At 38.4% G+C, this 12,921-nt stretch carries 11 protein-coding genes and 1 pseudogene; 10 read left to right on the top strand and 2 right to left on the bottom strand.

Annotation, left to right across the window (positions count from 1 at the left end):
* Nucleotides 1-189 precede the first annotated feature (189 nt).
* The gene (gene merR, locus AAEZ22_RS01980; protein WP_033011277.1) at nucleotides 190-561 is read right to left on the bottom strand and encodes a mercury resistance transcriptional regulator MerR; all 372 of its coding nucleotides are present in this window, start codon (nucleotides 559-561) and stop codon (nucleotides 190-192) included.
* A 350-nt stretch (nucleotides 562-911) separates the two neighbouring features.
* Here merR and AAEZ22_RS01975 point away from each other — a divergent pair, with 350 nt between their 5' ends.
* Nucleotides 912-1,535, top strand: coding sequence for a recombinase family protein (locus AAEZ22_RS01975; RefSeq protein WP_008467336.1), 624 nt, complete (start codon nucleotides 912-914; stop codon nucleotides 1,533-1,535).
* A gap of 32 nt (nucleotides 1,536-1,567) precedes the next feature.
* On the opposite strand, the pseudogene AAEZ22_RS01970 reads toward AAEZ22_RS01975, so the two are convergent.
* Nucleotides 1,568-1,978, bottom strand: a pseudogene (locus AAEZ22_RS01970) (ISAs1 family transposase); the annotation flags it as partial.
* Between the two features lie 169 nt (nucleotides 1,979-2,147).
* On the opposite strand from AAEZ22_RS01970, the gene AAEZ22_RS01965 reads away from it, so the two are divergent.
* The 9 genes from AAEZ22_RS01965 to AAEZ22_RS01925 all read left to right on the top strand — a co-directional run bounded on the left by AAEZ22_RS01965 (nucleotide 2,148) and on the right by AAEZ22_RS01925 (nucleotide 12,606).
* The gene (locus AAEZ22_RS01965; RefSeq protein ID WP_010554760.1) at nucleotides 2,148-2,495 is read left to right on the top strand and encodes a hypothetical protein; all 348 of its coding nucleotides are present in this window, start codon (nucleotides 2,148-2,150) and stop codon (nucleotides 2,493-2,495) included.
* Nucleotides 2,496-2,599: 104 nt separating this feature from the next.
* Nucleotides 2,600-3,838 (top strand): TolC family protein, encoded by a 1,239-nt coding sequence (locus AAEZ22_RS01960; RefSeq protein WP_024603421.1) that lies wholly within the window; start codon nucleotides 2,600-2,602, stop codon nucleotides 3,836-3,838.
* Between the two features lie 62 nt (nucleotides 3,839-3,900).
* The gene (locus tag AAEZ22_RS01955; protein WP_008467342.1) at nucleotides 3,901-5,247 is read left to right on the top strand and encodes an efflux RND transporter periplasmic adaptor subunit; all 1,347 of its coding nucleotides are present in this window, start codon (nucleotides 3,901-3,903) and stop codon (nucleotides 5,245-5,247) included.
* A 12-nt stretch (nucleotides 5,248-5,259) separates the two neighbouring features.
* Nucleotides 5,260-8,460 carry an efflux RND transporter permease subunit gene (locus AAEZ22_RS01950; RefSeq protein WP_076920499.1) on the top strand — a complete coding sequence of 1,067 codons (3,201 nt, stop codon included), beginning with the start codon at nucleotides 5,260-5,262 and terminating at the stop codon, nucleotides 8,458-8,460.
* 196 nt (nucleotides 8,461-8,656) lie between these two features.
* On the top strand, nucleotides 8,657-10,273 hold the full coding sequence (locus AAEZ22_RS01945; protein WP_238142582.1) for a phosphoethanolamine transferase: 1,617 nt from the start codon (nucleotides 8,657-8,659) through the stop codon (nucleotides 10,271-10,273).
* On the top strand, nucleotides 10,274-11,176 hold the full coding sequence (locus AAEZ22_RS01940; RefSeq protein ID WP_002962881.1) for a cation diffusion facilitator family transporter: 903 nt from the start codon (nucleotides 10,274-10,276) through the stop codon (nucleotides 11,174-11,176).
* Nucleotides 11,163-11,894: a phosphatase PAP2 family protein gene (locus AAEZ22_RS01935; RefSeq protein ID WP_002962876.1), complete on the top strand. Its 732-nt coding sequence runs from the start codon at nucleotides 11,163-11,165 to the stop codon at nucleotides 11,892-11,894. Before AAEZ22_RS01940 ends, AAEZ22_RS01935 begins: the two co-directional genes overlap by 14 nt.
* The gene (locus AAEZ22_RS01930; RefSeq protein WP_010554758.1) at nucleotides 11,884-12,261 is read left to right on the top strand and encodes a diacylglycerol kinase; all 378 of its coding nucleotides are present in this window, start codon (nucleotides 11,884-11,886) and stop codon (nucleotides 12,259-12,261) included. The genes AAEZ22_RS01935 and AAEZ22_RS01930 overlap by 11 nt, the downstream gene beginning before the upstream one ends.
* 42 nt (nucleotides 12,262-12,303) lie before the next feature.
* A complete protein-coding gene (locus tag AAEZ22_RS01925; protein WP_008467353.1) occupies nucleotides 12,304-12,606 on the top strand; it encodes a hypothetical protein in 303 nt (100 codons plus the stop codon).
* The last annotated feature ends 315 nt before the right edge of the window (nucleotides 12,607-12,921 follow it).

Raw genomic sequence — 12,921 nt, 5'->3', positions numbered from 1 at the left:
TAGATACCTCATTAAGTGATAATGCAAGTGTATTGCATGTACCTAAGTACGGAGTCAAGGGTGATTTATAAAAAATTTATCTTTGATAATCTGCTACGACAGATACGGGGAATAAGCTAACTTGAATTAAGGCGCAGAAGTAAAATTGGATATGCTGTTTTAGTGGGAAATGGTAGTTAAGTGAATCATTTACTTCGGTTGCAACGAATCAATTATTGGGCAGTGGCTATCGTCATCATTATTTTGGCATTGTCCTAAATGTTCTTCCAAAGCGTGTTCTAACAACAACAAGTCAGCCATCTTTTTTTGTACTGCGATCAGTTTTTTATTAGCTAATTCTTGTACTTTACTACATGGGCTATCGTTTAACGCAAGTAACCCTTCAATCTCATTTAGCGTAAAACCTAATTCTTGAGAACGCTTGATAAAATGTATTCTATTTACCGTTTCTTTCGGGTAATGTCTATAGCCCTGCATAGGCTTTGGTGGTTGTTTAATTAAGCCTTTGCGTTCATAAAAGCGAATTGTTTCGACATTTACACTCAGTTCTTTAGCCAACATACTTATGGTTCGTTTAGACACGTTATCAATTACCTTACTGACTTTTTGTTTACTTACTTTATATCTAATTAAAGTGACCATCAATGAATACCAGTTTAAACATCGCTAATTGATTTTGTTTTTTCTTCTATTAAATAAGTAAAGTTACCGTTGTTACAACAATATTAAACCACAACAATGTATGGTTTATCCTTTTTCATTATCAAAGTCCAAATTAGTGTTATTACATGCAGTTCTACATGAGTACACCCTAAAGATACTGTTAATATATCACAGGCAATTACGTAATGACACCACTTAAATAAACCTATATGATATTACACCATCTAAATAGACCTAATTAGGCAAAAATGTTCATAAGAGCATATTTACGAGCATCAACTTCTGAGCAAGATGCAAATAGAGCAAAAAGCTCATTAAAAAAATTCGTTTCTGGCTTCAGCAAACGAATTGCTTCTTTTTATATAGAAAATAAATCTGGTAATTCTTTAGATAGACCAGAGCTAATTCGTTTATTGGATGAATCAGAGTCCGGTGATGTTTTGTTAGTTGAATCAATCGATCGTTTAACAAGGCTAAGCCCTGATGATTGGAAAACTCTTGTAGCCTCAATAAATGAAAAAGGAATTAGTGTTGTTAGTTTAGATCTACCAACCAGTCATTTAACATTTGGCAGTTTTCCAAGTGATGATTTTATGAGATCAATACTTAGTGCTATTAATAATATGCTGTTAGAAATATTAGCGGCCAGTGCATATAAAGAATATCGAGAACGTGAACGTAAGCAAAAAGAAGGTATTGTAAAAGCACAGCAAAAGGGACTTTATCACGGTCGTCAGCCTGATTTAGAGGCTCATGATAGGATTGCCTCGTTTACTGAAGCTGGATTTAGTATTAATAAAACGGCTGAAGCAGTTGGAGTTAGTCGAAGTACGGTAATTAGAGTTAGAAAAAAGCTTAAAAATTTAGACTAAGGTTAATTTCGAGGGGATGGGCGCAAAACCCCTAATTGGTGTTGGCAGCTCCATGCGCTGACGGTATGTAAGGCACTTTTTCTATCTTTGGTTGTAAATGAACGACGTGCTGTTTTTCCATCAATGGCAATGATATCAGCACCAGTGGTTTCAATAAGTGATGATATCCAAGATTGAAATGAATGCTCTATTTCATCTGATTTTAACCGACAAATGACACGGGCAATGGTGTCGTGTCTTGGGATACCCTCTTTGAAAGCGCCATATTTTTTTAACCAATCAAGTTTTAGATGCCCAAAATCTTCAATATCCTCCCATCCTTCTGCGCCGGAGAGTACAGCACTAATGGCTAAGAGGAGAATATCGATAAGTTCATGCTTTTTACAGCGTTCAATGCGAGGATCGGTAATTGAATCAAAGTGTTTCAGAAAAGTAGCGCTCATATTAAGTGACCAAGGTGATTATAATGCCTTGATCTGATCGCTACTTGTTCTAGAAGTTCAATTTATAATGATCTTGCCGTGGATTGTCCTGTATAAACTACTTAATTTGATTGACTTGAGTGGGTTTCTTGACTACCATGTTTTTTAAAATTTTGATGTTAGAGTAAAAATGAAAAATACTTGGATTAGTTTGTTAGTAGTACTATCGATTGCATTGCAGTCGTTTGCTTCTGTGGCTAATTCAAATGAAAGTCATCAGATTGACTCTCTACATATTCAAACAGAACATTCCCATGATAGTGATGATATTGAACTTTTCGATGAATCATCTGACACTGAACATAATATTAAAGATTGCCATCATTGTGGTCACTGTCAAGGCACTCACACACAGTGGGTTGCCAGTAATAAATCTACACTACAGACCCCTAAACTTATTATTACAAATCAATATTTTTATGCTGATCATGTAGATAAAATATTCACTGAAGAACCTATACGCCCCCCAATCGTTTAATTTAGTTTTAAAGCTATATTCGTAACAAATTTATTCTTAACTAGCGCTTAATGTAGCCTAGTTGGTTTAGTTGCGGCATTTTATTATTAAATTAAGAGATTATTATGAAATTTTTCTCAGCAAAATCTGCTGGAATCGCATTATTTATCGGCTTTTCAGCAAGTTTATCTGTTAGTAGCTTCGCTTTTGCTAAGCCAACGCTATCGAGTGACTGGCTCGATCGGCAAATCAATAAACACCCTGATATTGTCTCAGCACGTGAACTCATGAATGCTGAATTTTCCAAAGCACAGGGCAGTAAGTTACCACTTTACAACCCAGAACTATCGACAGGTTACGAGCGTGAAGGTGACGGAAATAATTACAATATTGGTATTAGCCAAACGATTGACTTGTGGGATAAGCAGGCTGTTAATGCTGCTATCGGCGATAAAATATTAACGGCGGCCAGTAAACAATTCACTTATGCGATAGAGCAGAAAAAAGCACAAGCCTTAAAAGCACTTATTAATTGGCAACTTGCCATGGATAAGTCGTCACTTGCTTTTGAACAAGAGCAACAGTTAGAAACCTTGCTTAAAATTGTAACTAAAAGGCAGAAAGCTGGCGATCTTGGTCAGGTTGATGCTGAGTTAACTTTCTTGAATTTGTCGCAAATGCTTAATAAAACGGCCCAAATACAAGCACAGTTAACACAAGCTCAAGCCAAGGTTAATGAGTTGTTGCCTGATTGGCGTCCTGATACACAAGCATATCCAGAGCAGGGCTTAGGCGTTACAAACTTTCAAGTAGCTGAGCAGTGGTTAACGCAGCACCCGCAAGTATTAGCCTCTCAAGCACTGTGGCAAATGCAAAAAAGTAAAGCTCAATATGCCATGCTTGAAACCAAAGCCGATCCTACCATTGGAATTAGTGCCGGAAAAAATGATGTCGATAATGTTGTCGGAGTTACTTTTTCTATGCCGTTAAATATTCGTAATGATTACCAAGCTAATGCCAAAGCACAAAACCAACAAGCTATCGCCGCAGAAGCAAATTTTCGTTCAGTAATGCGTAAGCAAAAGTATTTGATACAGGCAAGTACTGCCTCACTAATCTCTAATAAAAAATACCTTGGCCGTTGGCAACAGTTAATGCAAGGACGCGGCGAACACAGCGCGCAGTTATTGCAAAAACAATGGCAAGTAGGTGATTTAAATACCTCGGATTATTTATTGGCATTACAACAAAGAGCGGAAGGTTTATACGCGGGCATTGAATTACAAGCCCAGTTCAAAATAAGCGAAGTGCAATGGCTACTCGATGTAGGCCAATTAAATGCGGCAACTAAGCTATTAAACTAAACCTATTATATCACTTTACGCGGCTTGATGAGCGTGAATTGTTACAGAATTTGGAATTAAAAATGAAAAATAAAATAACTGATAAAACATCTCATAAAATAGTGAAAAAAATAAAACTCATTACCCTAAGTAGTTTATTTACTGGCTTAGCTGTCGTGTCAACTACGGCATTATCATATAACGATGCCGCTCTAGAAAAAACGCCAGCAGTAGAGCAATCCATCGTATTAAAAACTGACCATGATCATGACTCTGAAAGTGAAGAAGTGCATGACGAAAGTGGTCATGAACATGGTAGTGATGAAAGCAAAGACGACCATGCTGCGGAGGAGAAATCTGATGACGGTCATGACCATGGTAGTGAAACAGCGAGTAAAGAAACAGCTGAAGAAGAACATGAAGAAGGCATAAGTTTTAGTCCAGAAAAAATGGCACTCGCCAATATCAAAGTGACTAACTTAAAGCCGGCAATTTTTGCTAAAAGTATCTATGCACCAGGAGAAATAAAAGCGAACGGTTATACCAGTTACATTGTCTCTTCACGTACTGAATCGGTAGTGATCAGTCGTCATGCTATTTTAGGTGAACATGTGACTAAGGGTCAGTCTTTAGTTACCTTATTTAGTGAATCAATGGCCGAAGCACAAGCACAATATCGTGTTGCTTACAGTGAGTGGCAACGAACTAAAAAATTGGGCCTTGGCACCGTCAGTGAAAGCCGCCTATTAGCCAGTGAAACAGATTACATTTCAGCTTATGGTCGATTAACTGCCTTTGGTTTAACCAAAGCAGCCATTAAAGATATTGTAAAAAACAACTCATCAAATCTTGGTGAATATACCTTAGTCGCTCAGCGCTCTGGTGTGGTTTTAAGTGATGATTTCTCTCAAGGACAACGTGTGCCTGCCGGTGAAAAAATCATGGTATTGGCTGATGAAAAAGACTTATGGGTTGAAGCGCGTGTTTCGCCAAATAAAAAATTAAGTCTTCCTATTGGCACCATTGCAAAAGTTGAGTTTGCCGGGCAAGTGCATGTTGCCAAGGTCATTCAAGAAGCACATACCATTGATCCAAGTACGCGTACCCGAATCGTTAGACTGTCGGTTGAAAATACTGATGACAGTTTGCATTCAGGCATGTTTGTTAATGTAAATTTTCAGTTTGATACGCAAAGCCCTGTAATGGCAGTACCAGAAACAGCATTAATGCGTGGTGCCGATGGTGATTGGACGGTATTTGTTGAAGACCATTCTGGTGAATTTAAAGCCGTTGAAGTTGAATTAGGTCAGCCATTAGGCAATTACCGTCAAATTATCGGTATTGAGCCTAATACCCGTTTGGTAACAAAAGGTGCCTTTTTTGTTGCGTCAGAAATAGCAAAAGGCGGATTTGATCCGCACGGCCACTAGGGGAATAAGATTATGTTTAATAAAATGATTGATTGGTCGATCAATAATCGACTCTTAGTAATTATCGCCCTAATTGCTACTATGGCAGGCTCTGTTATGGTGATCCCAAAACTAAATTTAGATGCTTTTCCTGATGTAACCAATGTTCAGGTAGCGGTTAATACTGAAGCACCGGGCTTAGCCGCTGAAGAAGTAGAGCAGTTAATAACCTATCCCATTGAAGCAGTAATGTATGCGTTGCCTGATGTAGAGCAAGTACGCTCTATTTCAAAAACGGGTTTATCGGGTGTTACTGTTGTCTTTAAAGAAGGCACAGACATCTACTTTGCTCGCCAGTTAGTATTTGAGCGTTTACAAGCGGCAAAAGAGTTAATTCCGCAAGGCGTGGGCACACCAGCAATGGGACCTAACACCTCAGGTTTGGGTCAAGTTTTTCAGTATTTGTTAATTGCAGATAAAGATTCTGGTTATGATTCTATGACCTTAAGGAGCTTGAACGATTGGATAGTAAAGTTATTGGTTATGCCGGTAGATGGTGTTACCGACGTCTTATCTTTTGGCGGCAACGTCAGACAGTATCAAGTCAACATTGAGCCAAGTAAATTATTATCATATGAGTTAACGCAAGACGATATTGTTACTGCACTCGATAACAACAATGCCAATGTTGGCGGTTGGTACATGAACCGTGGACAAGAGCAATTAGTTATTCGTGGCACAGGTTGGTTTAATAGTGGCGAAGCAGGTTTAGCTGATATTAGACAAGTACCGGTTAAAACGGTTGATGGTACTGTGGTGACTATCGAAGATGTAGCCAAGGTTTCGCTGGGTAGTGAAATACGCCAAGGCGCAGTTACTATGACGCGCAGAGATGCACAGGGTAACATTGAAAACTTAGGTGAAGTGGTTTCAGGTATCGTATTGAAACGTATGGGCGCAAATACTAAAGCGACAATCGACGGTATAAGTGCACGTATTCCAATGATCAACCAAGCACTACCTGAAGGCGTACGTTTTGAACCTTTCTACGATCAGGCAGATTTAATTACTAAAGCAGTTGATACTGTAGTGCAAGCATTAGCGCTGGCATTTATATTTATCGCTATCGTACTTGCTCTGTTTTTAATGAACTTACGCGCAACCTTTTTAGTGTTAATTTCAATTCCTATTTCAATCGCTATCGCCTTAATGGTGATGTCTTGGATAGGTTTATCGGCAAACTTAATGTCGTTAGGTGGTATCGCTGTTGCTATTGGTATGTTGGTTGATGGCTCTGTTGTGATGGTTGAAAACATGTTCAAACACCTTAATAGACCTGATTCAACACATTACAAAAATGCGCAAGCGAGAACGTTAGGCACAGATGCTGATCCCCACGATGTAGAACATGATAAAGAAGGCATTCCTCTACGATTAAAAGAAGCAGGAAAAGAAGTTGCACGCCCGGTATTTTTTGCTGCCTCTATTATTTTAGTGGTATTTACACCGTTATTTAGCTTTGAAGGAGTGGAAGCTAAATTGTTCCAGCCGATGGCTATCAGTATTATTTTAGCGGTTATTTCGGCTATTTTAGTGGCACTGTTTGTGGTTCCAGCCTTAGCAACCTTTATGTTTAATAAAGGCGTTAAAGAAAGAGAAAGTTTTGTCTTAAAACCATTAGATAAGCTTTATCGAAAAGGCCTCAAAGCCGCGATGAAACACACGAAAGTAGTTATTATTGCTTCATTATTGTTACTTGTGGGTGCAGCATCTTTAATACCTCAAATAGGGACTGAATTTGTACCAGAATTAGAAGAGGGTACCATTAACCTAAGAGCAACATTAGCGCCATCAGCAAGTTTAGAAACAGCCTTGTCGGTTGCTCCAATTCTTGAAGAAAAGTTAATGGAGTTCCCCGAAGTTGAATATACCCTAAGTCGAATTGGACGTGCTGAAATCGGCGGTGATCCTGAACCAGTTAATAACATCGAAATTTACATTGGCTTAAAACCTGTTTCAGAATGGACAAGTGCCAAAAATCGCGTTGAATTACAAGGTTTAATGGAAGAGAAACTTGAGCAATTCCCAGGGTTATTACTTAACTTTTCACAGCCCATAGCGACTCGTGTAGATGAATTACTGTCAGGAGTTAAAGCGCAACTTGCCATTAAATTGTTTGGACCAGAATTAGATATGTTGGCGAGCAAAGGTCAAGAAATTGAAGCGGCAATCAAACAAATTGATGGCGCAAGAGATGTAGCCTTAGAGCAAATCGCTGGTGAAGCACAGTTAGTGATTAAACCGAAAAGACAGCAATTGTCACGTTTTGGTTTGTCAGTTGGCGATGTCATGGAAGTGGTTAAAAACGGTATCGGTGGCGTTAGCGCTGGCCAAATAATCAATGGTAATGAACGTTATGATATTTATGTTCGCATTGAAGAAAAATACCGTGATAACCAAGAAGCTATTGCAGATCTGAGAATACAATCACCTACGGGTGCTTGGGTACGTTTAGGCGATATTGCTACCGTCAGTTTTGAATCTGGCCCACCACAAGTGCGACGTGATGATGTACAGCGACGCGTGGTAATTCAAGCCAATGTTCAAGGTCGAGACATGGGAAGTGTTGTTAGCGACATTCGTGCAGTTATTGATAGCAAAGTAGATTTACCTGCAGGTTATTCTGTAGTGATTGGTGGTCAATTTGAAAACCAACAACGTGCGCAGCAGCGACTATCAGTGGTAGTGCCTCTATCATTGGCACTAATTGCCTTGCTACTTTATTTCGCCTTTGGCTCTGTTGGTCAAGCGATGCTTATTTTAGTGAATGTACCCTTGGCCGTTATAGGTGGTATTTTCTCACTGTATATTTCAGGTCAATACTTGTCAGTGCCAAGTTCAGTCGGCTTTATCACTTTGTTTGGTGTCGCCGTGCTTAATGGTGTAGTCATGGTAGAAAGCATTAACCAGCTGGTAAAAGATGGTATAGACACCTCAAAAGCTGTTTTTGATGGGGCAGTATCTCGTTTACGTCCAGTATTAATGACCGCCATTACTTCTGCGTTAGGTTTAATTCCAATGCTGATGTCCAATGGAGTTGGCGCTGAAATTCAACGACCACTGGCGAGTGTTATTGTTGGCGGTTTGGTTACTGCAACGTTACTCACCTTGTTTGTGTTACCGGTTTTATATGCTTGGTTCTCAAAAGCCAAAATCAAAGATCTTAGAGACTAACGCGCTAGATAACTTAGTGACTTACTCATTAACTTACAAATTAATAAAGTAAGTAACTAATTTGATAGCACTATAAATCGCTACTAGCTAAGCTCTTGTCAAAAGCAGGGCTTAGCCAGTCATTTTCACTCGATGCAGAGATTCAATAGTAGGCTTTTATTAGCTTCGAATTTTTGCATCCTAAATTTAGGGAATAATGATGAAAAAGCTGTCGTTTTTCAATTATTCGCCAAACCTCCTTATTATCGCCACCGTGCTATTTATTATAGTGACGGGCAATTCTACATTTTTTGAACAAGTTAATTCGGTATACCCGTGGCAAGATAATCAAGGTTTTATTATCGCGCTGACTCTTGTGGTAATGAGTGTATTAACCATTATTGTGTCATTTTTCAGTATTATCATTCCCGTTCGAATAGTACTGAGCAGTCTTTTACTCTTATCTGCCATGGCTGGTTATTATACCGATAGCTTTGGCACCATCATTGATAATGTAATGATTCAAAACATTGCTGAAACGAATATCGATGAAGCAACTGACTTACTGTCATTTGAGTATTTTTTAACTGTTTTGTTGTTAGCCATAGTACCTATAGCTTGCCTTTTTATGGTCAAAATAGATAAATCGTCATGGACAAAAAACTGTTGGCTACAAATAAGTAATACCATCATGGCACTTGGTGTAATTACTGTTTCACTTTATATTTTTAGTGCTCAATTCACTAATTTCTTTAGAGAACACAAGCCATTAAGATTTTACTTAAATCCTATCTATCCCATTTACTCTACGGGATTTTTCCTCAAGGACGTGCTTGAACAGCAAGAAAATAACGAATTTTTAATGGTAGTAAACTCTGCCAATGATATTGATAAAGAGTCGCATAAAAAACTCTACATTGTCATTGTCGGTGAAACTGTCCATGCGGGTAATCTTTCTATAAATGGCTATAAACGAGAAACTACACCATTATTAGCTCAAAGAGATGATTTAATTAGTTTTGATAAATTCTATGCTTGTGGCACATCAACCGCGATTTCGGTCCCTTGTATGTTTTCATTCGATAACCGAGAGTCATTTGATAATAAAAAAGCACGGCGAACACAAAACGTATTAGATGTTATTTCCAAAGCCGGGGTAAGTGTCCTTTGGCGAGACAATAACTCTAGTTCAAAAGGCGTCGCAGATCGTGTCGAATACCAAAATTTCAAATCACCTGAGCTAAATTCAGTGTGCGATATAGAGTGTCGTGACATTGGTATGTTAGACGGTTTACAGGGGTATATTGATGATCAAGAAGGTAGTGTACTCATAGTGCTTCATCAAATGGGCAACCACGGCCCGGCATATTACAAACGATACCCCAAAGACTTTGAGAAGTTCACTCCTGCCTGTCAAACAAGCGAACTCTCCGCCTGTGAAACTAGCGAAATTGTTAATGCGTATGATAATGCCATTCTCTATACCGATTACTTTATCAATGAAACCATTAATTTATTAGAAGAGAACAATACCAACTTTGAAACTGCCATGTTTTATATTGGCGATCATGGTGAATCGTTAGGTAAGAACGGACTCTACTTACATGGTATGCCTTACATGCTGGCGCCTGAAGAACAGACTCATGTACCTTTAATTGCTTGGTTCGGCTCTTCATCACACGTTGATATGGAAAGTACGGTCAAACAAAGTAAAAAAGAAAGTTCTCACGATGCTTTTTCTTTTTCTTTACTACATGCGTTAAATATCAGCACAGATATGTCATTGCCTGAAAAAGCGCCATCACCACTATTTGTTACGCAAGAGGAAGAGTAAATGTCAAATAATAACCATACGCACAGCCATGCACATAACCATGACGGAAAATTAAGCATGGCAGTATTTATCAATATTTTACTTACTGTGGCCCAAGTTATCGGCGGGGTTTTATCAGGTAGTTTATCCTTGATTGCTGATGCGCTTCATAACCTCAGTGATGCAGGCGCTATCGTTATTGCGATTGTTGCGAGAAAAATTGCAAGAAAACCCGCTAATAGCCAAATGACTTTTGGTTTTAAACGGGCTGAAATTATCGGGGCATTAATCAACAGTACTACCCTTATTATTCTTGGTATATATCTCATTTATGCCGCAGTTGAGAAGTACTTTAACCCTCAACCTATTGATGGTTGGATTGTTGTTTGGATTGCGACAATAGCCTTAGTGATTGATTCCATAACCGCGTGGTTGACTTATCAAGCAGGCGCGAAGAATAACTTGAATCTCAGAGCGGCATTTATTCATAATTTATCTGATGCCTTTGCTTCTGTCGTTGTCATTGTTGCGGGTAGTTTGATCATTTTATATCAATGGTATGTTGTCGATTTATTGGCAACCATACTTATCTCGGTTTATGTGGTGTACCACGGTATTATTTTAGCTAAGCAAAGTATTCGTATTTTAATGCAAGCGGTCCCCGTTGATATCGATATCGATAAGATTTGTAAGGATATCGAATCAATGGAGAATGTTGAAAAAGTAAGACACATTCATGTGTGGCAATTAGATGATAGCGAAGTGTATTTAGAAACCAGTGTTAACTTAAAAACGATGGAACAATTCCAAGATCTTAAGCCAATTAAAGATTTGCTCGCAGCTCAATACGGTATTCACCACTCGACCATAGAAGTGGTAGTAGGGAACACCTTGCAAATGGAGAATTGTTTTGAACTTGAGTAAACACCTGCTTTATTCAATGTATGCATTAACGCTTATTGCTTTTTTATTTGAAACAACAAATAGCGATATTTGGCTTCAAAATTTGTTATTCAATGCATCCAACCAAACGTGGTTAATTGATAAATATGAAGAGCCTTATCGTTTTATTTTTTACTTGTTGCCTAAATACAGCATTATTTTGTTGGCACTGTCGCTCATTGCTTTTTACGTTATCGCTTGTAGACGCAAGTACTCTAAGCACTTTCAAAAGCGATTATTAGTGGTTATTTTCTCTTTGATGTTAGTGCCGTCAGTCATCGGCGGTTTAAAAGCAACAACCAATGGTGCTTGTCCTGCGCAGCTTGAACTATATGGCGGCGATGTCCCTTATGTTAAGGCGTTTGAATTAATGCCTGAATCGTTTGAGTCAACTAAAAAGTACAAGTGCTTTCCTGCGGGTCATGCCAGCGGTGGTTTTGCCTTAATGTCATTATTCTTTTTGTTTTATCGTCCGAAATACCAATGTATTGCGATAGCGTTTGCTGTTTCTACTGGCTGGATTATGGGGAGTTATAAGATGGCGATAGGTGACCATTTTTTAAGTCACACACTAACAACGATGACGTTGTCATGGTTAATCATTTGTTTGATAGCCGCGGTAGTGTTTCGTACCTTACACTTTCCTAATTCCAAACCTAATGCTAAGAATAGCCAACAGGAGCCAATCAATGGGTACTAAGCAAAAGCCGACGGGAATAAAACGAATATACCTAGCAGCGGGGCATTCACTCAGAGCGTTTAAATGGCTGATAGCAAATGAAGCAGCGTTTAAACAAGAATTCTGGCTGTCAGTTCTTCTCGTTGTGGGCTGTTTATTCTTTCCATTTTCACTTTTTGAGTACGTGATTCTTTGGTGCGCTTTATTATTCGTATTGTTGGCAGAAATCTTCAATACCGCTATTGAGGCAGTAGTCGATAGAATTGGCGCGGAAATTCATCCGCTGTCAGGTTTAGCGAAAGACTTAGGCTCTTTGGCTGTGATGGTGAGCGTTATCATCGCAACTTTAATATGGGCTGGTGTATTTATTCAGCACTTGAGCTTATGAAGTGTAAATGTTATTAGAATGTATATAGCTATCAAATTCCTTATGAGTTGGATAACAAAAGGCAATATTGAGGAATTTAATGAACGCGATGCTATTACAACTATTAAAAAGCTAGAGCTTAAAAGGCAGCAATTAAAGTCTGAAGGCAATGGTAAAAAATTATCAACTGCAGAACTTAAACTGTTACTTTCTGCATACAATTACACTGGTAATGAGAAGCTATCTAATAAAATAGCTACAACCTTGATTGAAAGGCGTAATAACCGCGCAGAACAAGCATCCAGCAAAGAAGAAATAGATATTGCGAATAAACTGACTATAGATAATTTAGATATTCCATATTAAAAAGCATATTACATATTTTTGGTATGTGCTCTCAATAACACCAAAAATATGTAATGTAGACCTATTTTTAATAACTTCCCATAAAATACGACGAATATAGCCCTACAAATAAATAAAACACCAAGAATATGTTATGTACATACAAAGGTACAAGCTCTCAACACCAAAAATATGTTGCGTACATGCAAAGATATAACCCCTAACACCAAAAATATGTTGCGTACATGCAAAGATATAACGTGAGCGTCTAGCGAACTACACCTATGTTTTAAAATTCCAGGGTAACAAGCTGTCGATATCGGGCTCAGGCTGGCA

Origin of the sequence: Pseudoalteromonas sp. 20-MNA-CIBAN-0454 (genome assembly GCF_040308685.1) — a bacterium.
GTDB lineage: Bacteria > Pseudomonadota > Gammaproteobacteria > Enterobacterales > Alteromonadaceae > Pseudoalteromonas > Pseudoalteromonas nigrifaciens.
The sequence above is the reverse complement of the archived record's forward strand: the minus strand, read 5'-3'. Positions and strand labels throughout refer to the sequence as shown.